Here is a 19,755-nt window from a genome sequence, read left to right as displayed (position 1 = left end):
TACGTGTTACTCACCCGTCCGCCGCTAACTTCTTAAGAGCAAGCTCTTAATCGGTTCGCTCGACTTGCATGTATTAGGCACGCCGCCAGCGTTCATCCTGAGCCAGGATCAAACTCTCCAATAAAGTTAGTTTGTCTAGCATCATAAATAAAAATTGACGTTTCACGTTGTTTGTTTCGTTCAGTTTTCAAAGAACTTATCCGCCGCTCAATTGCGACTTCCTTATGTTAACACCTTTGTTTTTCGATGTCAACATTGTTTTTCATTTCTTTTTTCTGTCTGCTTTCTGCTTTCGTGCATCAGCGACGTTTATTAATATATCATGGTGAATTTCGAAATGCAACACCCTTTTTCAATATTTTTTATAAAAACTGGCCAAATTTCCTTTCTTGTACCATATACTAAAAATATCAGTTCATCTATTACACTAAATTACGGGGAGGAATACAAATGGAACACTTCGATTTATTACTTAAGTTAGGCCTCTCTGCCATTTTAGGATTTGCAATTGGTTTAGAGCGTGAATTAAAGCGAAAACCACTAGGTTTAAAAACTTGCTTAGTTATTTCTATTATCAGTTGCTTGCTTACCATCGTTTCGATTGAAGCAGCTTATAATTTACCTAGCTCACTTTCAAACCGAATTGGCATGGATCCTCTCCGCTTAGCAGCTCAAGTTGTATCAGGAATTGGTTTTTTAGGAGCAGGGGTTATTTTACGTAGAGGTAACGATAGTATTGCAGGCCTGACTACCGCCGCTATGATTTGGGGAGCATCAGGAATTGGCATTGCAGTGGGAGCCGGTTTTTATCTAGAAGCTATTTCTGGTATGTGTTTTCTTATGATCAGCGTAGAACTTATCCCTTTTGTAATGAATATTTTAGGACCAAAGTCCCTCAGGCAGCGTGAAATCGCTGTAAACCTTGTCATAAATAGTATGGAAAATATCCCTACCGTCATCGATGACATAAAAAAGATGGATATAAAAGTTAAAAACATGAAACTTAAAACATTAGAAACTGGAGCCCATTTCATACAAATGAAACTATCTGTTGACCAAAAAATACGTACAGCTGATGTATACTATGCAATCCAACAGCTTAATAGCGTTCAACAAACCGAAGTGGAAAGTATCTGACAACTCCCTCACTTATGAGGGGGTTTTTCTTTTTTCATAATGGCAACAATATAAAGTGAAACTTCCATCAGTGGGGGTCTTACTGTCCACAAATAGCGGGATAACTATATTGATGCGGGAGGAGCTACAAACATTGAATGCAAGAAGTAGTATCTTAGATACATTTCGCAATTCTATTATTTTACGTCTAGTCACCTTAATTAGCTTATTCATTCTCTTCTTTGGATTTCTTATACATAAATTAGAACCCGTTCACTTTCGAACATGGTTTGACGGTATATGGTGGGCACTTGTCACAACGTTCACTGTTGGATACGGCGATTACGTTCCTCATAGTATACAAGGAAAAATCCTCGCAATTATTCTCATTTTGTTAGGAACCGGATTCGGCTCTTATTATATGGTTTCATTTGCTACAGAAATGATTAGTAAACAATACATGAAAATAAAAGGTGAAGAGGCCGCCTCTTGTCATCAACATATGATCGTCGTCGGTTGGAACGAACGTGTAAAGCATGTAGTAAGTCAAATGCGCGTATTACAACCAAACCTTGATATTGTCCTTATAGACGAAACACTTCCTTTGCTGCCAAAGTCATTTCATCATCTACAATTTATTAAAGGTTGCCCTCATCATGATCATATTTTACTCAAAGCAAACATTTGTACTGCACATACTATTTTGATTACAGCTGACAAAGAAAAAAGCGAGAGCTCTGCTGATACACAGTCTATTTTAACCATCTTAACAGCGAAAGGATTAAACCCAAATATACATTGTATCGTTGAAATGTTAACTTCCGATCAAATTCATAACGCTAAACGAGCAGGTGCAACAGAAATTATTGAAGGAAATAAATTAACAAGTTATGTGTTTGCTGCTTCTTTATTATTTCCTTCGATTTCAGAAGTGCTGTTTACAATTTACAATGAAATTACTGCGAATAAATTACAACTCCTGTATATTTCTGAGAAATATGATGGAGAAACATTCGAATATTGTAACTGCGATTTATTAAAACAAAACATACTCTTACTCGGCCTACAACGTGACGGGCACTATCATATAAATCCTATTCATTCATTTACTCTGAAAAAAAATGATTTACTAATTGTAATTAAACATTAAGAAGATACACTTCTAATTCCCGAACTAGAGCTTTTCCAATATCAATATATTTCGCTTGAATATCTCCATCTGGATCTTTCGGCTCTGTAAACTGATCGAAAGACGTTATCCCTGCTGTAAATGTATTCACTTCATCATCTAATTCGTCTTGATACACATGTGACAGAAGGTACGGTGTATCAAGGCGAACGATAACTCCATTTACATCGAGTTCTCCTTCAACTGCCGTAAACGGTAATCGTAAAAATTGATATCCTTCCTCTTCATCCATTTTATAGTCAAAACACCCCTTCTCATAATCCCAATTCCCGCCAATTGTATAGCCCAGCGGCTTTAATATTTCTTCTAATTTGAAAAGGGCAAACGTTTTTCCTTGTAGCTTCGAATGAATCTGAATCAAATGGATCATCCTTTCTAGATTTTTTTTAGCATGCCCAATTCGAACTCCATATATCGGCGATTCGACACAGTATAAGGATTCCTCGATATTATCCGACGAGTATTTACTATAAAAAAAAGCTGTTGGGATGATCCCAACAGCTCCGCTTTTCTTACTGTCTAGCTCTAGCGACTAGGCCCTCCCGTCTAAGAACCTTCCGCACGAGAAAGTAAAAAACACTTTCTGTGCGAAAGAACCTTAGCCGACGAGCCTAAACAGTCGGCTCCGCTTTTCTTATTGTCTAGCTACACCGGCTAGAATGCTCGGTGGCTTCGCGCCTTCCTGCGAGGCAGAAAACGCCTCTACGTCAGGAGCTCCATCCACCTCTCATTCTATACGAGCCGGCTCCGCTTTTCTTACTTTAAACGTTCTTCTAATTCTGCTTTTAGTTCTTCGAATCCTGGCTTTCCAAGCAAGGCAAACATGTTTTTCTTGTATGCTTCTACGCCTGGTTGGTCAAATGGATTTACGCCTAGTAGGTAGCCGCTCATCGCACATGCTTTTTCGAAGAAGTATACGAGATAACCGAATGTATACTCATTTAGTTCAGGAATGTTTACGATTAAGTTTGGTACACCACCATCGCTATGTGCAAGTAATGTTCCCTCGTATGCTTTTGTGTTAACGAAGTCTACTGTTTCGCCAACAAGGTAGTTTAATCCATCTAAATCGTTCTCATCTAATTCAATTTTCAGTTCATGTGTAGATTTGCCTACTTTTAGAACTGTTTCAAATAGGTCACGGCGTCCTTCTTGAATGTATTGACCTAAAGAATGAAGGTCAGTTGAGAAGTTTGCGGAAGATGGGAAAATACCTTTTTGATCTTTTCCTTCACTCTCACCAAACAATTGTTTCCACCATTCAGCGAAATATTGAAGTGCTGGTTCATAGTTGACAAGCATTTCAATTGTTTTTCCTTTATTGTATAAAGCATTACGTACAACTGCATATTGGTAAGCTGGATTTTCTTCAAGCTCTGATTTTGCAAAATCATCATGACCTGCAGCTGCCCCTTGCATCATTTCTTCGATATTTAAATCACTTACAGCAATCGGCAATAAACCAACTGGTGTTAATACAGAGAAACGTCCACCAACATCATCTGGAATCACGAATGTTTCGTATCCTTCTTCGTCAGCTAATGTTTTTAAAGCACCGCGCGCTTTATCTGTTGTTGCATAAATACGTTTACGCGCCTCTTCTTTTCCATATTTCTCTTCTAATAATTTACGGAAAATGCGGAATGCAATTGCAGGTTCTGTTGTTGTACCTGATTTAGAAATAACATTAATTGAGAAGTCTTTACCTTCTAATACATCCATTAAATCTTTCATGTAAGTGGAGCTAATGTTTTGTCCAACAAATAGCACTTGTGGCGTTTTACGCTTTTCTTTAGACAGTATATTGTAGAAAGAATGATTTAACATTTCAATCGCTGCTCGTGCTCCTAAGTAAGAACCACCAATACCAACAACAAGTAAAATGTCAGAGTCATTTTTAATTTTCTCTGCACACTTTTGAATGCGAGAAAATTCTTCTTTATCGTATGCAAGAGGAAGTTCTACCCAGCCTAAGAAATCGTTTCCTGCTCCTGTTTTTTCATGGATTGCATGGTGTGATACTTTTACTGCATCACGTAAGTATGTTAGCTCGTGTTCACTAATGAACGATAATGCTTTTGAATAATCAAACGTTACATGTGTGCTCATTTTTTTGCCTCCAATACAATGTCTATATGTATTTCTGTCTTCACTTTAGCGAAACAACCGTTGTAAATCAAGCGAACTACAAATTGTAAGCGTACCCAATTTATTTTTTTTACAAAATCGTCATAACTTCTGTCCTTTGTATAGATAAGTATACAACGAGAATTTTAAATTTTTTTGTATAAGAAGGGCAAAAGGTATCCATTCTATAAAAGAAGCTCGATAAGCGAGTAAACGTAGCTCGTTTGCGCTTCATCATTTAAGGAGGGACTGCTTAAAATGAGTACATTACAACGCATCGCTTTAGTATTTACGATTATTGGCGCAGTAAACTGGGGACTCATTGGCTTCTTTCAATTCGATTTAGTAGCAGCTATATTCGGCGGACAAGATACAGCGCTTGCTCGAATTATCTACGGCATTGTAGGTATTTCAGGTTTAATTAACCTTGGTTTATTATTTAAACCTTCTGAAGAGCTTGGAACACACCCAGAAGCACGCCAAGTTAGATAACTCTTTTATGATTTTATAAAACACATATCTCCGCTTGTTTTATAAACAAGTGGAGATTATGACGCTTCTCTACCTTCCGACATACGGGCGTTTCTTTATACTGATTACAAGTGCAGCAAAAGAAACGTTTGATTATTTTATATCATAATGTAACACGAATAAAAGCAGGGAGCATAACTCCCTGCTTTTATTTTGTAATTTGTGATTCTTCAATCCACTCTGTTAACTTTTCTCGTAATGTGTTAAATCCATTTGCAGATGGATTTGGAATACGTACTTTCCCTTGTTTCCGTTTGGCAGCCTTCAATGACAAACCCATTTTTCCGTTCTTCTTATCAACTGAAAGTACCTTTACTTCCACTTCATCTCCGACTTTTAAAAAATCATGAATATCTTTCACATATCCATTTGTAATTTCAGATATGTGTACAAGCCCTTGTGTTTCTTCATCTAATGCAACGAATGCCCCATAATCTTGAATCCCTGTTACTTTCCCCTTTACAACCACTCCAGTTGGATATTTATTTAACATAAGAAACACTCCCATATGTTTACCTTTTGTATTAGTAAATTATACCACCTAGTTGGATTTGATTCAAAATTCATAAAAAAAATTCCTTTAACATGTATAAATCTTCAAATATGGGGATAAAATACTAACACATGGCTTTCTAGTATTCCCCCCCTTTTATGGACAAAACGTATTACGTTTTGTCCTTTTTTCATTCTCTACAAATCGTCCCATACGTTTCATTGCTTCCATAAGCTGTTCAAGTGACGTGGCATACGAACAGCGAATAAACCCTTCTCCACTCTCGCCAAATACACTTCCAGGTACAACAGCAACTTTTTCCGCTAACAATAAACGTTCAGCAAATTCCGCCGAAGATAATCCAGTCGAACGAATCGAGGGAAATACGTAAAATGCTCCGCCAGGCATATGACAGTCTAATCCCATTTCATTAAACGAAGTTGTCATAAAGTTTCGGCGTTGTTTATAGCTCTCACGCATACGAATAACCTCTTGTTCTCCTGAACGCAGCGCTTCTAACGCCGCAAATTGAGACATCGTCGGCGCGCACATCATCGAATATTGATGAATTTTTAACATTAGTTCTGTAAAATGTTTAGGAGCTGCAATTAATCCAAGGCGCCAGCCTGTCATCGCAAAGCCTTTTGAAAAGCCAGAGATTAAAATCGTATGATCACGCATATGTTTCACACTTGCAAAACTTGTATATGTTTCATCGTAAACAAGCTCGGCATAAATCTCATCAGATAATACAATTAAACTGTATTTCTCCACAATAACAGCAAGCTTCTCCAATTCTTCTTTATTTAAGAGCGTTCCTGTCGGATTGTTTGGAGAACATAGTAAAATCGCTTTCGTATTCGATGTAATGACCGATTCAATTTGATGCGGCTGCACTTTAAATTCATTCTCTGGAGATGTAGACACAGGTACTGGTACACCGCCAGCTAACGTAACAAGCGGCGCATATGATACAAAGCTTGGTTCAACAATAATTACTTCGTCACCAGGATTAACAATGGTACGCATTGCCACATCTAACGCTTGGCTCGCCCCAACTGTTACAATGATCTCTTCTTTCGGATCATAATCGACTGAAAATTGTTTGTGTAAATATTTTGATATTTCTTCACGCAGCTCTAACAATCCAGCATTCGCAGTATAGGCTGTATACCCTTCTTCTAACGAACGAATACATGCTTGTCTTACATTCCAAGGCGTCACAAAATCAGGCTCTCCAACTCCTAATGAAATAACCCCTTTCATACCGGCAGCCAAATCAAAGAACTTGCGAATACCGGATGGTTGTAAAGATTGTGCTACTTTTGATAATTCAAATTTACTCATGGTGCCACCACAATTCGTTTATCATCATCTTTATTTTCATATATAATTCCCTCATGTTTGTACTTTTTCAAAATAAAATGCGTTGTCGTTGATACGACAGATTCAATTGTCGCTAACTTCTCTGCTACAAATGTTGCAACTTCAGCCATCCCTTTTCCTTCTATCGTAATGGAAAGGTCATATGTCCCTGACATTAAATACACCGACTTTACTTCTGGATATCGGTAAATTTGTTCTGCTACCGCATCAAATCCAACGCCATGCTTCGGTGTAACTTTCACATCAATCATTGCTGTTAAACCTGTATGTTCTTTTACCTTTGTCCAATCAATCAGTGTTACATAATCGACAACCACTCTTTCTTTTTCTAATTTCTCAAGAATTGCTATTACTTCTTCTATATCTATGTTTAACATTTTGGCTAATGTTTCTTCAGATAATCGGCTACTTTTCTCAAGACAAGCTAACAATTCTAACTCTTTTTCTGTCATCACAATCTCCCTTTCCTTTTTGGATATTTTCTAAATTATACAGACTGCTTTTCCTATTTGAAAAGAAGATTTTTTTAAGGAATTATGTGACAATAAAATAGAAAGGGGCTGACACTGTGAAACAAAAAATCTACATTGCAGAAAAAGTGCCTGCATTTGTTGAAAAATATATTGCCGAGCATTATGAATACGAAAAGTGGGATAGTAATGAAAAAATCCCGCGCCATGTACTATTAGAGAAAGTAAAAGATAAACACGGACTATTAAATTTCGGGGCTATTATTGATGATGAACTACTCGAAGCAGCTCCGCAATTGAAGGTAGTGAGTAATATTTCAGTCGGCTATGATAACTTCGATATCACAGCCATGAAGCAAAGAAACATAATTGGAACGAACACACCATACGTGTTAGATGATACTGTCGCTGATCTTGTCTTTGCGTTAATGTTATCTGCATCGCGCCGCGTTTGTGAACTCGATCGTTACGTAAAGTCAGGACAATGGAATGCGGAAATTGGAAAAGAGCATTTCGGCTTAGATGTTCATCATCAAACAATCGGAATCATCGGCATGGGACGCATCGGTGAAGTTGTTGCAAAACGCGCAAAATTCGGCTTCGATATGGACGTTTTATACTACAATCGAAGCCGTAAAGAAAAAACAGAACGCGAGCTCGGCGCAACATATTGCGAATTAGAAACGTTACTGCAAAAAGCAGATTTTATTGTCCTTCTAACACCATTAACAGAAGAAACGTATCATTTAATCGGGGAAAAAGAATTTAATATAATGAAAGAAACAGCCATTTTTATTAATGCATCCCGCGGGAAAACAGTAAATGAAAGAGCATTAATTGAAGCGCTGCAACAAAAGAAAATTTTTGCAGCAGGCATTGATACATTTACGCAAGAACCAATCGGAAAAGATAACCCGTTGTTATCTCTGCAAAATGTCGTGACGCTTCCTCACATTGGTTCTGCGACGTTAAAAACACGCCGAACTATGGCAATGACAGCAGCAAAAAATTTAGTAGCTGGATTGCAAGGACATACACCGCCGAACGTTGTGAATGAACTAAAATAATGAAAACGCGCCTGTTTTGACAAGCAGGCGCGTTTTCATTATTCATACCCTTTTTGTAACTACTCAGCTATACCTTTTAGAAATTTAGAAAAGGGGATGATTTTAGTGAAAGTGTGTCTCTCTATTACTTATAAATTCATTTTTTGACATATAAACTGTTGTCATGCAAACAGGGCAGGAGCCTGCACTATTGTCTATTTTTGTTTTCAAACCTTGCACGTGGCAGGAAAAGGCCCTGACCGCTCCTATGCATCGCCAGTCCCTCTCGCCCATTTAAAAAGATGCTTTTCTGTCGGTTTTTCATAAAGTAACTGAGTAGTTATCCCCTTTTTTAATAGGAATGTATAAGTCAACCTTTGCCTTCCCTTCTGGATCAGTTGCTGGGTTATTCATACAAAATTCAAGGCACGGTTTATCATCTGCATCGTACCCACTATTAGGTAACCATTGTCCAAATATGCTTTGATAAGCAAGGGCAAATTTATCGAGAGTATCATGAAACTGATACAAAGCGTAAGTACCGCCTTTCAAAGTTTTATATTGTATGTCATCATTATTTTCTTTATTAAAACCTTTCGGGATTGTTACACATGCATCATAGCGACAAGCATATTCATCAACAAAATTCGGATCATCCAATGAAATTCCAATCGAATATTGTGTTTGGTCAATCCCATGTTTATGTGCCCATTCTCCCAATTTACTCCATGCCCGAAACGTTTCTAAATAGCTCCCAACGTGTCTCACATACGCTACTTCATAATCAGGTAATTCCTTAATCGTAATGTTCATTATCCATATCCTCCTTAACAGGTTATTATTGCTATCATTAGCGTAGCAAACGGAGGTAGACATCTCTTCTTGATTCTTGCTTATATATAACGAAAAATTGCTATTATGAAAATGATTTTTTCTAACATCAGTGGGAACGACATGAAAGTGTTTTTTAAACAATGCATGAAATGTTGAAGCTGATTCAAAACCACAGAGACTGCTTATCTCTAATATTGATTTGTTCGTTTCTGTTAAGTAGTATATCGATTTTTGAAGACGTTTTTTATTCACAAAAGACATCGGAGTTTCACCAATTATCGCTTTAAAAATCCTACTAAAATGATACTTAGAAAAGTGTGATACTTGAGCTAATGAATCGAGATCAATTTTCTCAGCGTAGTTCTCTTCAATATATCTTATAACAGTTTCCATTCGTGTTTGATAATCGCTGTTCATATAAACTCTCCTATTCCTTCATTTACTAAAAAATTGGTTCATCACCAAAAGACAGGGGAGTGACATATAAGCTGTACACTCCACTCCAAGTGGACGCTTTCCGTTCCATGTATTAAAAGTGATTCTTTTTCAACAAATCAACCCCATGTTACGCTGATGAACCAAAAACTTTTCATTCCCCTTAAAAAATTCCAGACTTACTACTACTTTCCCTTCTCTTTTCATATAGGATAATTCCCACTCAAAAAGGAGATGATATGAACAAAAAAACAACGGAGTGATGAAGATGGAAAACGAAGTTCAACTCCCTCACTTCACCTTTTCTACAAGAGGGATGACGATTCATTATGAGCTCTATCAGTCTTTCAGTGCCGAAGAAAAACCAACATTTGTTTTAATTCACGGGTTTCTCTCTTCAACCTTTAGCTATCGGCGTCTCATTCCGCTATTAGCTCAGCAAGGGAACGTGATTGCCCTGGACCTACCGCCATTTGGAAAAAGCGATAAATCCTATCATTTCACATACTCTTATGAGAACCTCGCAACGATTGTCATTGAGCTTATGGAACATTTACAAACAAAAAACGTTATTTTAGTTGGACATTCGATGGGAGGACAAATTGCGTTATATGTAAACAAATTGCGGCCTAACTTCATTCAAAAGACGGTTCTTTTATGCAGCTCCAGTTATTTATCACGGGCGAAACTGCCGCTTATTTATACTTCCTATTTACCGTTCTTTCATTTATACGTAAAGAATTGGATTGTAAGGCGAGGTATCATCCATAATTTGATGAATGTTGTTCACGATCATTCTTTAATCGATGACGAAATGATGCAAGGCTATGCAGCGCCTTTTTATGATAATCGCATCTTTCCGGCACTAACCCGCATGATTCGAGATCGCGAAGGAGATTTAACGTCAAAAGAGCTACAAACAATCACAACACCTACCTTGCTCATTTGGGGAGAAAAAGATCGTGTTGTTCCTATTGAAGTTGGCCACCGCCTGCACAATGACCTGCCGCATTCACACTTTATCTCCTATGAAAACACAGGACATTTATTGCCTGAAGAAAAACCAGAGCACGTATGCGAAGAAATTATAACTTTCTTAGCTAATTAACCTAAAACAAGAAGCGGATATCGAAAAGCCCACCTCCCGTAAACTTTTCGATACCCGCTTCTTATACCCTGGCTATTCAATAAGAACTTATAGACTACAACTTCCGCCGTCTTTTAATAATAACAATTGTTCTGCTAACCATTGACATTTTTCAATCGGCAATGTTCTATCAAATGATATTAAATAAATATGCTGTATTTTCTTTGCGATATATTTTGCATCATCAAATGTACTTACAATGTAGACGATGTCGCTTGCTTCCGTTTCATAAAATTCCGGCCCCATTTGAAACGGATCCCACTTCTTCACAAAGTCTATCATCTTTTCATATGTCCCCATACACTTCCCGCCTTTTTCTTAAATTCCACTTCCCTTTATCGTATCATATCAGCTATGCTAGAAGAAATGATAGAACTTTCAGTATATTCATCCCAGAATCGAAAGGAGCAATAAATATGGGGAACTTTAACGAAATGATAAATCGCCGCGGAACAAACTCCGTTAAATGGGATACACATAAAAACGAGGAACTTCTTCATGCCTGGATTGCAGACATGGACTTCCCTGTTCCCTCACCAATTCAAGATGCTTTAACAAAACGTTTACAACACCCTATTTTCGGTTATAACACTTCAAGTGAACAAATAAAAGAAGCAATTTGTCATTGGGTAAAAACACAATACAATTGGGTTATTGAAAAAGAATGGCTTGTCTTTAGCGCCGGCATCGTTCCTGCACTTAGTGTTTCTGTACAAGCTTTTACTGAAAAGCAAGATTCAGTGCTTGTACAACCGCCTGTATATCCCCCATTTTTCGAAATGGTAGCAACGAATGAGCGCCAAGTGCTGACTAATCCGCTGCGCTTAGAAAACGGTGTTTACAAAATGGATTTTGAACAGTTAGAGAAACAATTTCAGCAAGATATAAAACTGATGTTTCTGTGTAGTCCTCACAATCCAATTGGACGTGTATGGACAGCGGAAGAGTTAACAAAACTCGGTGCGCTCTGCGAATTGTATGATGTAACCGTCATTGCAGACGAAATTCATGCTGACATTATCTTTAATGGACGTAAACATATTCCACTTGCCTCTTTATCACCAAACTTAGCGAAGCGAACTGTTACATGTATCGCTCCAAGTAAAACATTTAATATTGCTGGGCTGCAAGCATCGGTTATTATTATTCCAAATGCAAAGCTGAGAGATGCCTTTACCGCTGTGCAGCATCGCCAAGGCTTTCATGGTTTAAACACATTTGCTTACGCAGCAATGCAAAGTGCGTACACAGAATGCAATGAATGGCTAGCAGATTTGTTAGCTTATATAGAAGAGAATGCACGATTTGCATGTGACTTTATTAAACAGCATATTCCGAAACTATCCGTCATTCAGCCTGATGGTACGTTCTTACTTTGGATTGACTGTTCCAAACTTGGACTCACACAAAGTAAACGAATGGAATTATTAGAGACAAAAGGAAAAATCATTGTAGAGCCTGGAGAAAAATTTGGTGCCGGCGGTGAGCATCACATTCGTTTAAATATCGGCTGTCCACGCCCTGTATTAGAAGATGCGCTCCGCCGCTTACAATATACATTTGCGTGTACTTCTAAAGAACAGCTACCTATGTGATTTGAACCTGGTTATTATAATAAAAGAGCTGGAAATTTTCTCTCCAGCTCTTTTATTTATCCGCTATGTTAGCTTTTATTGGTATCCACACTTCTTCTTTTGCGTTTAAATCATCTGGATGATAATTATCATCCATAATTTCAAAATGCTCCCTTACATCTAAGCTATAATTTGAATTCGGTAACCACTCTTGAAAAATATACTGAAATGTGCTCAAATCAGACGCTGTTCCTTGATGGATAAAAACAGCATATAAGCCTCCTGCTAACGTATGCGTTGATAGTTCTGAAGAAGTATCATTTTCGAAATGTTCCACCTCAACAGCAGCCCATTTTTCATAAGTATAGTTCATATCATTCAAATTTAAAGGGGTGCTTAATACCTTTACAGAAAGAAAACAAGAGTTACTTCTGTAAGGGATACGATTTCTTAATGGCATAAATGTTTTCCATATTCCCATTGTGACTTCAGAATCTTTTACAAAAGTTGTTTCTTTCCTAATTCCAACAATGTTTTTTGCTGGGATACTTATTATTTTAGGCTCCATTCTTTTCTTTCCTCTCATTATTACTATTTAACATAAATATGTAGTAGTCTAGCTATATTAGGAGTTTGATTAAAATTTATCCTTCTTATATATGTACGTGTTCTCTATATACCCGAGTTAAAAAAACGACATAAAAACCTCTTTCCCTGCCACATGCGAGGTTTAAAACAAAGAGAGCAAGCGAGTACCATTCGCTTGCCATTTTTTCATAGCTTCGTATGTATCCTAATTCCTTTTGCTTTCTCTTTTTCACCCTTCACACTTACACTCAATTCATATGAGCCAGGTTTCGGTGCTTCAAAAGAAAGCAGACCCTCTTTTTCGGAAGTGATTTCTTCTTCATGAATAACCTGATCGCCTTTTATGACTTGCAATAAAATTGTACCTTCTTCAACGGATGCTTCATAAGGAATCTCCACATTTCCATTTTCAACTTTAATCGTTTGCACTTCGTGAGAACCTTGCAGAGAGCCAATTTTTAAAGTAGTTTCTCCGTTGTTTTGAACCTTTGTGATTTTTGTTGCTATATTGCCATTACATGCGCTTAACAATACAACAAGCGTAAGAATAAGCAGTGAACGTAGTAATTTCATAGAATCCCCCCTTTTATGTATGTGCATATTCTATTATAAAGGTTTTTCTAGGTAATTTCCCCAACGATAATCCTAATCATATATCAATTGAAAAAAACAGGCATCCTTTAGAAAATATATTTTAGTATAAATTAAACAAAGACAAACTGAAAGACTATGTACACTTATTACATATTGCCTTTTCTACTTATACCATCAAAATATATAAAGGCCACCGAGACTTTCCTGGCAGCCTTTAAAATGCGCGGTTTTCTTTATTTTCCTTTTTCCTTCTCTTTTTTTAGATCCGAAGCTTTTTTCACAATTACACCGCATACAATTCGTTTTCCAGAATTTCCAGCTGGTTGTGTCATCCCATCGTCTGCATTTTCCGTAATAATAAGCGATGCACCGTCTTTTCTATTCATCGTTGTTTTCCCTTCTTTTAAAGCCACTTGCGGTGCCATAATATCTGCCTTAATTTTCCCTTCGCCATCCGCAATCACATTCGGCAAATCACCATTTTCAAATCCTTTTGGATGTAATAACCCATGCTTCTTTTTATTTGGATTAAAATGATCCCCAGCAGAAATAAAGTCCGGTGCTTGACATTGCCCTACTTCATGAATATGTACTCCGTGTACACCAGGTGTAAGCCCCTCTGCTTTAATCGAAATCTTTACTCCGCTTGATTGCTGGGCAACCTTCGCCGTTCCTACTTGATCTCCAGAAGCATTATACAGCTTCACTTCTATTTCTTTCGGGTTCTCTTTCGCACATCCAGCAAAGAGGATAGCTGCAAAACATCCCAATACGAGTTGCTTTTTCATCCATGTTCCCTCCAAACTCATTCTGTTTTTATATTGTCCGAGCCTAGAAGGAAACATACAAAAACTCCTGCACGAAAGGCGACAATTCTCGAAGAAAAGACGTCTCTAATCGCCAAGTTTGTCTAGCTAACCTTTACCGTTTTTCCATAATCCGTTTTTCCATCTCTTTCAAATTTTCCGCTTCTCTTTCTGATGATTTAATAAACATACGCCACGTAGCAATTGCTCCGATTATAAATAGTACACATACAATGGCAGGTATAATATATTCTGTCTTATCTTCCGGAAAGTATAAAGGCATCATAACTGTTCACTCCTTTGTTCATTTCCTTGCTACAATTGATTATACAGAAATTTCAGTCTAAATAAAACTTCCTTTCTTCTTTGACTCATTCTCTTCCATTGCTTACTATGAAAAAGGGGTGAAAAATATGAATGAAACATTCCAAATTGGCGATGTTGTAACAGGTATTTATAAAACAGGTAAATACATTGGGGAAGTCACAAACGTTCGTCCGCAGCATTATCTTGTAAAAGTACTCGCTGTTGTGAAACATCCTATGCAAGGCGACCTGCATAATGTAAAACAAGCTGATGTGCCTTTTTTCCATGAACGCCGCGCCTTAGCATTTCGTGAACAAACGAATATCCCGCAACCAATGGTGAAACGCTATGAAGGCGATGTGCCAGATTATAAGGAATCACTGCAAAAAGCATTAACAGAGCAAATAAGGCAATTACAAGAAGACGACACGCCATTCGCGCAGCGCAGCTTACAAATACTAGAGCAGTTAAAGCATGATTATCAATTGTAAAAACAACAAAACGACCAAATTACAATTAAAATTGTAATTTGGTCGTTATTGTGCACTCACTCTTTTTAATACTTTTGAAAAGTCTACAAGCTCACCAAGTGTCGGGGGAGCTGGTTTTACTAAGTATTGCTTATCTTTCTCAACAAGTTTAAAAATATTATATGTCGTCATCGCATCGTCTAACGCACAGTGATGCTTACCTGTCCCGACCTTTCCGTATGCCTCAATTGCTTTCCATAATCCAGTTTGGTTGCGCTCTCCAAAAAAACGCTTATACTCTAATGATAAGTCACGACATTTTCCTGCAAATGGATAAGGAATATTAGCTACTTCGCAATTATTCTTCAGCACTTTCATATCCATATTTCCCCACGTCACAACTGTTGTATTGCAACGTTTTTCATAGCTTGCTAGTCGTTCAACAAGCATTGCAAATGAAATCCCACTGTCCACCGCTTCTTGCTGAATTCCTAAAAATGTTTTGCACCGTTCTGTTAATACCGAAAAAGTTGCTGGTTTTACATAAGAAGAATACGTATCAACTACAACATGATTCACAACCGAAACAATTCCGACTTCAATAATTTCCGGAAAAAACCCTTTTGGTTTTTTCCGATTTTGAGGCATCGTGAACTCAAAATCTAAAAATAAAAGTTGTTGTTCATCCATACGATCCCTTCCTTATAAAGTGAAACTTCCATCAGTGGGATCTCCTTCATCCCCCACTGATGGTTAGTATTAACGGGCACTTATCCCCCACCTATCTTCTTTAAAAAAGCGGAAGCGGCTCGTTCAGAATCGCAGGACGCCCACGCCCCTGACAAAGAAGCGCTTTTTGCCTCGTCCAAGGGGGGCGAAACGACCGGAGATTCTAGCCGCTAGAGCTGGACAACTTTTCTCTCCAAATCTTGAGGTGGGGGTCTTACTGCCCGCAAGTAGCCGGATAAACTCTTCCATATTCATCCAGCATACTACAACAAATAACTACGAACACTTTTCAACTTACGAATTTTAATGTAACGACGTAACCCAAATGAAAATTTCTCTTCATACATTCCATGAGATGTATCTTATATATATGTCAAATAGCAGCAAATATTTGCAAAAACAAGAAAATAGCTTAATTCATTTTTGCAGAAAATATGACAAAACTGGGGCTTTCATTTACAGCATACATTTTTCTACTTTATAATGACTTTAATTGTGTTTATTTCGCAATTGTATCAAATAATAAGAAAAAACTACTGAGAGGAGATGAGATTTTTGCACGAAACAACACAAGAAATTGCAAACTGGCAATACTATTTTGCAATTGTTGTCTTTTTGGTTACATATGCCATTATCATTTCTGAAAAAATTAATCGTGCTGTCATCGCGCTGCTCGGTGCAGCCTTAATGGTCATTGTAGGCGTTGTTGATTTACATAACGCTTTTACAAAGCATATTGAATGGGGAACGATTACCTTACTTATTGGTATGATGATTTTAGTTAACATTACAAGTAAGTCGGGAGTCTTTCAGTACGTTGCGATTAAATCCGCTAAAAAAGCAAAAGGAAATCCAATTCGCATTTTAATTGTTCTTTCCTTACTAACTGCAGTTGGTTCTGCTTTTTTAGACAACGTGACAACTGTTCTTCTCGTTGTACCAGTTACACTATCTATCACACGTATTTTACAAGTTAATCCTGTTCCGTATTTACTATCAGAAATTATTTTTTCAAATATCGGTGGAACAGCTACACTTATCGGTGACCCGCCAAACATTATGATTGGCTCATCAAATAAGCATTTAGATTTTAATGCCTTTTTAGTGAACTTAGCTCCAATTGTAATCATTATTATCGCTGTAACAGCGGTTATGTTGTACTTCATATACAGGAAACAATTGGTGGCTGACCCGATTCAAATTAAAAAACTAATGAGTTTAAATGAAAAGCAATATATTAAAGATCCAGTGCTCATGAAAAAATCATTAACGGTACTTGGCCTTACAATCGTCGGCTTTATGACACACTCTATTTTTCACATTGATGCAGCAGTTATCGCCTTAACAGGAGCAACTGTATTAATGTTAATCGGGGTGAAAGAACATGAAATTGAAGATGTATTTGCGCATGTAGAATGGGTTACTATTTTCTTCTTTGCTGGTTTATTCGTCCTTGTTGGCGGCCTGATTGATATCGGTTTAATTAAATCGTTAGCACAGCAAGTATTAAATGTAACTGGCGGTGACATTTCCTTCGCTTCTGTACTTATTTTATGGGTATCAGGTATCGCTTCCGCAACGATTGACAACATCCCATTCGTTGCAACAATGATTCCACTTATTAACGATATGACAGTCGGACTTGGCTTAACACCAGCTGATGCACAAGTTGATGTACTTTGGTGGGCATTAGCACTTGGTGCTTGTTTAGGAGGAAACGGAACATTAATCGGGGCATCTGCAAACGTAATTGTTGCAGGTATCGCAAACCGCGAAGGGCATGGCTTTAGCTATATGGAATTCTTAAAAGTCGGCTTCCCAATTACAATTGTTTCATTAATCATTTCGAACATTTATATTTATTTACGTTACTTAATGTAAATAAATGCAAATTAAAAACCGACATAAACCCTTTCTTTTTAGGTGGACAAGAGCTTCTGGCCATGCATAGAAGCGGTCAGATCCTCATCCTGCCCCATGCGTCGTTAAAACAAAGAGAGAAAATGAGTGAAGAGCACTTTTTGTTTTGCATGGCAGCGACTTATCTGCCGAAAAATCAAAATGGATTTATAAATAAGAAAAAACGGAAGGAGAGCCCTTCCGTTTTTTCTTTCTCTCAATATCTCGGTTCATTATTTCGGATTACGAATAAGTGAATCGGAAGAAAAATAGAACATGTAATAACATGTAGAACCGTATATAGTACTGCATTTGTTGTGTATCTTTCAAATAATAAATAGATAACATAAATTCCTAATACAAATAACAAAATTGACGATACAACATTTAAAAACGGAATCCATCCGATAATAAAGCAAGCAACATATATACCAACTAACTTCCAACCTGATTGTGGCTGCATAAATTGTGGAAATTTATTTCCAATTAAATCTCCCCATGTTTTACAATTTAAAAGTGGAATAAATGCAAAGAAAGCATCTTCCCGCTCATCCGCTTTTGCCATGTTATACAAAGCAAATGCTGTCAACAAATAAGCGACTACAAACCATATTAACGCAATAATAATAAAAATAAGTCCTAACGCCAAAAAGCCGGCTATAATCCCATCATCCGCCGTCCCACTTATTACAACTTGATCCCCCATCTTAATACCCCCTTCTGTCTTAGTTCCATTCTTTTTTTATATATTCGTCACGAAAAGTATTAAGAAGTGGATAAAAAAATTTTTATCTTTACCAAAAAGCGGTACACTTAAATAAAAAACACGAATAAGGAGTGAAAATATGCACCCTTTCACTGAAAGCTTACAAAAACACTTTGAAGCACATCGAAACCGTGAAAAAGCAGAACCAATGGAACGTTATATGAAAAAACAATTTCCCTTTCTCGGCATTCAAACACCAGAGCGAAAGCAATTGTTTCGTGAAGTACTGCAAAGCGCTGAAGCACCGAAAGTAGCAGACCTTCCCGTTATTATCCGCGAACTTTGGGCACTGCCAGAACGAGAATTTCAAATGCTCGCTTTAACTCTACTAGATAAATATCGAAAGCACTTAGATGAAACGCATATCCCACTTTTAGAAGAGCTCATTACAACAAAATCATGGTGGGATTCTGTAGATATGCTCGCAAGCCATTTTATCGGCCTTATCTTAGCAGCGCATCCACACTTAGTCGAAGTGTATGTGCAAAAATGGATGGCATCTCACAATATGTGGCTGCAAAGAACATGCCTTTTATTTCAACTCAAGTATAAAGAAAAAACAGATACGAAACTTCTCTTCTCGTTAATCGAACAGCTCAGTTACTCTAAAGAATTTTTCATCCAGAAAGCAATCGGCTGGGTACTTCGTGAATACGCAAAAACAAATCCTCAAGCTGTTTGGGAATTCGTACAAACGCATGACCTCGCACCGCTTAGTAAGCGTGAAGCAATTAAACATATTAAAGCTGTATTTGTGCAATAAGTTTTGGGCTATACTACATAACAGACACTGCATGGACTAAGCAAAACACACGTATCTCTATTGTGAATTAGAAAAGAACATGATAGAATATGGTCATCTATTTTTTAAATATGGTAGCGATGAAGGATAAATAAGTACTTGCAAAAAAGAAGCGATTCAGGGATGGTGCAAGCCTGAAACTGCAAGGAAACAGGCAGTCCCGAGCAATACAGTATAAAGTGGACATACACAGTTGTGTGTCAACTAGGGTGGAACCGCGGGCAAACGCTCGTCCCTAGGCAAATAAGCCTTGGGATGAGCGTTTTTTTATTTGAAAAGCGAAAGCGGCTCGCTCAGAATATGAGGGGGATGGAGCTTCTGACATAGAGGCGTTCTTTGCCTCGGCGGAAGACGCGAAGCCACCGAATATTCTAGCCGCTGGAGCTGGATCTATTGAAAAGCGAAAGCGGCTCGCTCATCTAATCGCTTCTCCAAGTACTACACCAC

At 37.6% G+C, this 19,755-nt stretch carries 22 protein-coding genes, 1 rRNA gene and 1 pseudogene; 9 read left to right on the top strand and 15 right to left on the bottom strand.

The genetic code is table 11. From position 1 onward, the window contains the following. A 16S ribosomal RNA gene (locus WAZ07_RS24935) occupies positions 1 to 124 on the bottom strand; the annotation flags it as partial. Between the two features lie 326 nt (positions 125 to 450). Between WAZ07_RS24935 and WAZ07_RS24930 the strand changes: the two genes are divergently transcribed. Both WAZ07_RS24930 and WAZ07_RS24925 read left to right on the top strand, forming a co-directional pair. Next, on the top strand, positions 451 to 1,137 hold the full coding sequence (locus WAZ07_RS24930; protein ID WP_336474560.1) for an MgtC/SapB family protein: 687 nt from the start codon (positions 451 to 453) through the stop codon (positions 1,135 to 1,137). Positions 1,138 to 1,270: 133 nt separating this feature from the next. Next, a complete protein-coding gene (locus tag WAZ07_RS24925; RefSeq protein WP_336474559.1) occupies positions 1,271 to 2,266 on the top strand; it encodes an ion channel in 996 nt (331 codons plus the stop codon). Here WAZ07_RS24925 and WAZ07_RS24920 read toward each other — a convergent pair. Beyond that, positions 2,256 to 2,666, bottom strand: a complete 411-nt coding sequence (locus tag WAZ07_RS24920; protein WP_336474558.1) for a YugN-like family protein — start codon at positions 2,664 to 2,666, stop codon at positions 2,256 to 2,258. The two genes, WAZ07_RS24925 and WAZ07_RS24920, sit on opposite strands and share 11 nt — an antisense overlap. A gap of 395 nt (positions 2,667 to 3,061) precedes the next feature. Next, entirely contained in the window at positions 3,062 to 4,414 is a 1,353-nt protein-coding gene (locus WAZ07_RS24915) for a glucose-6-phosphate isomerase (protein WP_336474557.1), read from the bottom strand. 276 nt (positions 4,415 to 4,690) lie between these two features. On the opposite strand from WAZ07_RS24915, the gene WAZ07_RS24910 reads away from it, so the two are divergent. Beyond that, complete coding sequence (locus tag WAZ07_RS24910) at positions 4,691 to 4,924, top strand: DUF378 domain-containing protein (protein WP_035433268.1); 234 nt, start codon at positions 4,691 to 4,693, stop codon at positions 4,922 to 4,924. Positions 4,925 to 5,111: 187 nt separating this feature from the next. On the opposite strand, the gene yugI is transcribed toward WAZ07_RS24910, so the two are convergent. The 3 genes from yugI to WAZ07_RS24895 form a co-directional block, all read right to left on the bottom strand. Continuing rightward, complete coding sequence (yugI, locus tag WAZ07_RS24905) at positions 5,112 to 5,456, bottom strand: S1 domain-containing post-transcriptional regulator GSP13 (RefSeq protein ID WP_336474556.1); 345 nt, start codon at positions 5,454 to 5,456, stop codon at positions 5,112 to 5,114. Positions 5,457 to 5,612: 156 nt separating this feature from the next. Then, positions 5,613 to 6,803: an aminotransferase gene (locus WAZ07_RS24900; RefSeq protein ID WP_336474555.1), complete on the bottom strand. Its 1,191-nt coding sequence runs from the start codon at positions 6,801 to 6,803 to the stop codon at positions 5,613 to 5,615. Next, complete coding sequence (locus WAZ07_RS24895; RefSeq protein ID WP_336474554.1) at positions 6,800 to 7,297, bottom strand: Lrp/AsnC family transcriptional regulator; 498 nt, start codon at positions 7,295 to 7,297, stop codon at positions 6,800 to 6,802. Before WAZ07_RS24895 ends, WAZ07_RS24900 begins: the two co-directional genes overlap by 4 nt. A 113-nt stretch (positions 7,298 to 7,410) precedes the next feature. Between WAZ07_RS24895 and WAZ07_RS24890 the strand changes: the two genes are divergently transcribed. Then, positions 7,411 to 8,379 carry a 2-hydroxyacid dehydrogenase gene (locus WAZ07_RS24890; protein WP_336474553.1) on the top strand — a complete coding sequence of 323 codons (969 nt, stop codon included), beginning with the start codon at positions 7,411 to 7,413 and terminating at the stop codon, positions 8,377 to 8,379. Positions 8,380 to 8,679: 300 nt separating this feature from the next. On the opposite strand, the gene WAZ07_RS24885 is transcribed toward WAZ07_RS24890, so the two are convergent. Next, positions 8,680 to 9,171: an AraC family transcriptional regulator gene (locus tag WAZ07_RS24885; protein WP_336474561.1), complete on the bottom strand. Its 492-nt coding sequence runs from the start codon at positions 9,169 to 9,171 to the stop codon at positions 8,680 to 8,682. A 129-nt stretch (positions 9,172 to 9,300) separates the two neighbouring features. Beyond that, positions 9,301 to 9,585, bottom strand: a pseudogene (locus tag WAZ07_RS24880) (helix-turn-helix transcriptional regulator); the annotation flags it as partial. A gap of 310 nt (positions 9,586 to 9,895) precedes the next feature. Between WAZ07_RS24880 and WAZ07_RS24875 the strand changes: the two are divergent. Further along, positions 9,896 to 10,735, top strand: a complete 840-nt coding sequence (locus tag WAZ07_RS24875; RefSeq protein WP_336474552.1) for an alpha/beta fold hydrolase — start codon at positions 9,896 to 9,898, stop codon at positions 10,733 to 10,735. Between the two features lie 87 nt (positions 10,736 to 10,822). On the opposite strand, the gene WAZ07_RS24870 is transcribed toward WAZ07_RS24875, so the two are convergent. Further along, on the bottom strand, positions 10,823 to 11,074 hold the full coding sequence (locus WAZ07_RS24870; RefSeq protein ID WP_090919015.1) for a DUF1871 family protein: 252 nt from the start codon (positions 11,072 to 11,074) through the stop codon (positions 10,823 to 10,825). Between the two features lie 116 nt (positions 11,075 to 11,190). Between WAZ07_RS24870 and WAZ07_RS24865 the strand changes: the two genes are divergently transcribed. Then, positions 11,191 to 12,369: a MalY/PatB family protein gene (locus WAZ07_RS24865; protein WP_336474551.1), complete on the top strand. Its 1,179-nt coding sequence runs from the start codon at positions 11,191 to 11,193 to the stop codon at positions 12,367 to 12,369. A gap of 52 nt (positions 12,370 to 12,421) precedes the next feature. Here the strand turns inward: WAZ07_RS24865 and WAZ07_RS24860 are convergent, their stop codons facing one another. The 4 genes from WAZ07_RS24860 to WAZ07_RS24845 form a co-directional block, all read right to left on the bottom strand. Continuing rightward, a complete protein-coding gene (locus tag WAZ07_RS24860; protein ID WP_336474550.1) occupies positions 12,422 to 12,916 on the bottom strand; it encodes a GyrI-like domain-containing protein in 495 nt (164 codons plus the stop codon). A 206-nt stretch (positions 12,917 to 13,122) separates the two neighbouring features. Continuing rightward, entirely contained in the window at positions 13,123 to 13,509 is a 387-nt protein-coding gene (locus tag WAZ07_RS24855) for a hypothetical protein (RefSeq protein ID WP_336474549.1), read from the bottom strand. Between the two features lie 254 nt (positions 13,510 to 13,763). Further along, positions 13,764 to 14,318 (bottom strand): superoxide dismutase family protein, encoded by a 555-nt coding sequence (locus tag WAZ07_RS24850; RefSeq protein WP_336474548.1) that lies wholly within the window; start codon positions 14,316 to 14,318, stop codon positions 13,764 to 13,766. A gap of 133 nt (positions 14,319 to 14,451) precedes the next feature. Beyond that, positions 14,452 to 14,622 (bottom strand): hypothetical protein, encoded by a 171-nt coding sequence (locus WAZ07_RS24845; protein ID WP_170857753.1) that lies wholly within the window; start codon positions 14,620 to 14,622, stop codon positions 14,452 to 14,454. Between the two features lie 127 nt (positions 14,623 to 14,749). On the opposite strand from WAZ07_RS24845, the gene kapB reads away from it, so the two are divergent. Beyond that, a complete protein-coding gene (kapB, locus tag WAZ07_RS24840) occupies positions 14,750 to 15,133 on the top strand; it encodes a kinase-associated lipoprotein KapB (protein WP_336474547.1) in 384 nt (127 codons plus the stop codon). Positions 15,134 to 15,178: 45 nt separating this feature from the next. Here the strand turns inward: kapB and kapD are convergent, their stop codons facing one another. After that, on the bottom strand, positions 15,179 to 15,802 hold the full coding sequence (kapD, locus tag WAZ07_RS24835) for a 3'-5' exonuclease KapD (protein ID WP_336474546.1): 624 nt from the start codon (positions 15,800 to 15,802) through the stop codon (positions 15,179 to 15,181). 594 nt (positions 15,803 to 16,396) lie between these two features. Here kapD and WAZ07_RS24830 point away from each other — a divergent pair. Continuing rightward, the gene (locus WAZ07_RS24830; RefSeq protein WP_336474545.1) at positions 16,397 to 17,722 is read left to right on the top strand and encodes an ArsB/NhaD family transporter; all 1,326 of its coding nucleotides are present in this window, start codon (positions 16,397 to 16,399) and stop codon (positions 17,720 to 17,722) included. 235 nt (positions 17,723 to 17,957) lie between these two features. Here the strand turns inward: WAZ07_RS24830 and WAZ07_RS24825 are convergent, their stop codons facing one another. After that, positions 17,958 to 18,446: a hypothetical protein gene (locus tag WAZ07_RS24825; RefSeq protein WP_336474544.1), complete on the bottom strand. Its 489-nt coding sequence runs from the start codon at positions 18,444 to 18,446 to the stop codon at positions 17,958 to 17,960. A 139-nt stretch (positions 18,447 to 18,585) separates the two neighbouring features. Here WAZ07_RS24825 and WAZ07_RS24820 point away from each other — a divergent pair, with 139 nt between their 5' ends. Continuing rightward, positions 18,586 to 19,269: a DNA alkylation repair protein gene (locus WAZ07_RS24820; protein WP_336474543.1), complete on the top strand. Its 684-nt coding sequence runs from the start codon at positions 18,586 to 18,588 to the stop codon at positions 19,267 to 19,269. Positions 19,270 to 19,755: the final 486 nt, after the last annotated feature.

The organism is Bacillus bruguierae (assembly GCF_037104725.1).
In the GTDB taxonomy this organism is placed as follows: domain Bacteria; phylum Bacillota; class Bacilli; order Bacillales; family Bacillaceae_G; genus Bacillus_A; species Bacillus_A bruguierae.
The sequence above is the reverse complement of the archived record's forward strand: the minus strand, read 5'-3'. Positions and strand labels throughout refer to the sequence as shown.

What these genes read in the sequence shown, in the direction of transcription:
- WAZ07_RS24825 (WP_336474544.1), bottom strand. Translation starts at nt 18,446, where the DNA reads ATGGGGGATCAAGTTGTAATAAGTGGGACGGCGGATGATGGGATTATA.
- WAZ07_RS24850 (WP_336474548.1), bottom strand. Translation starts at nt 14,318, where the DNA reads ATGAAAAAGCAACTCGTATTGGGATGTTTTGCAGCTATCCTCTTTGCT.
- WAZ07_RS24910 (WP_035433268.1), top strand. Translation starts at nt 4,691, where the DNA reads ATGAGTACATTACAACGCATCGCTTTAGTATTTACGATTATTGGCGCA.
- WAZ07_RS24900 (WP_336474555.1), bottom strand. Translation starts at nt 6,803, where the DNA reads ATGAGTAAATTTGAATTATCAAAAGTAGCACAATCTTTACAACCATCC.
- WAZ07_RS24855 (WP_336474549.1), bottom strand. Translation starts at nt 13,509, where the DNA reads ATGAAATTACTACGTTCACTGCTTATTCTTACGCTTGTTGTATTGTTA.
- WAZ07_RS24860 (WP_336474550.1), bottom strand. Translation starts at nt 12,916, where the DNA reads ATGGAGCCTAAAATAATAAGTATCCCAGCAAAAAACATTGTTGGAATT.
- WAZ07_RS24845 (WP_170857753.1), bottom strand. Translation starts at nt 14,622, where the DNA reads ATGATGCCTTTATACTTTCCGGAAGATAAGACAGAATATATTATACCT.
- yugI (WP_336474556.1), bottom strand. Translation starts at nt 5,456, where the DNA reads ATGTTAAATAAATATCCAACTGGAGTGGTTGTAAAGGGGAAAGTAACA.
- kapD (WP_336474546.1), bottom strand. Translation starts at nt 15,802, where the DNA reads ATGGATGAACAACAACTTTTATTTTTAGATTTTGAGTTCACGATGCCT.
- WAZ07_RS24930 (WP_336474560.1), top strand. Translation starts at nt 451, where the DNA reads ATGGAACACTTCGATTTATTACTTAAGTTAGGCCTCTCTGCCATTTTA.
- kapB (WP_336474547.1), top strand. Translation starts at nt 14,750, where the DNA reads ATGAATGAAACATTCCAAATTGGCGATGTTGTAACAGGTATTTATAAA.
- WAZ07_RS24915 (WP_336474557.1), bottom strand. Translation starts at nt 4,414, where the DNA reads ATGAGCACACATGTAACGTTTGATTATTCAAAAGCATTATCGTTCATT.
- WAZ07_RS24885 (WP_336474561.1), bottom strand. Translation starts at nt 9,171, where the DNA reads ATGAACATTACGATTAAGGAATTACCTGATTATGAAGTAGCGTATGTG.
- WAZ07_RS24820 (WP_336474543.1), top strand. Translation starts at nt 18,586, where the DNA reads ATGCACCCTTTCACTGAAAGCTTACAAAAACACTTTGAAGCACATCGA.
- WAZ07_RS24870 (WP_090919015.1), bottom strand. Translation starts at nt 11,074, where the DNA reads ATGGGGACATATGAAAAGATGATAGACTTTGTGAAGAAGTGGGATCCG.
- WAZ07_RS24875 (WP_336474552.1), top strand. Translation starts at nt 9,896, where the DNA reads ATGGAAAACGAAGTTCAACTCCCTCACTTCACCTTTTCTACAAGAGGG.
- WAZ07_RS24865 (WP_336474551.1), top strand. Translation starts at nt 11,191, where the DNA reads ATGGGGAACTTTAACGAAATGATAAATCGCCGCGGAACAAACTCCGTT.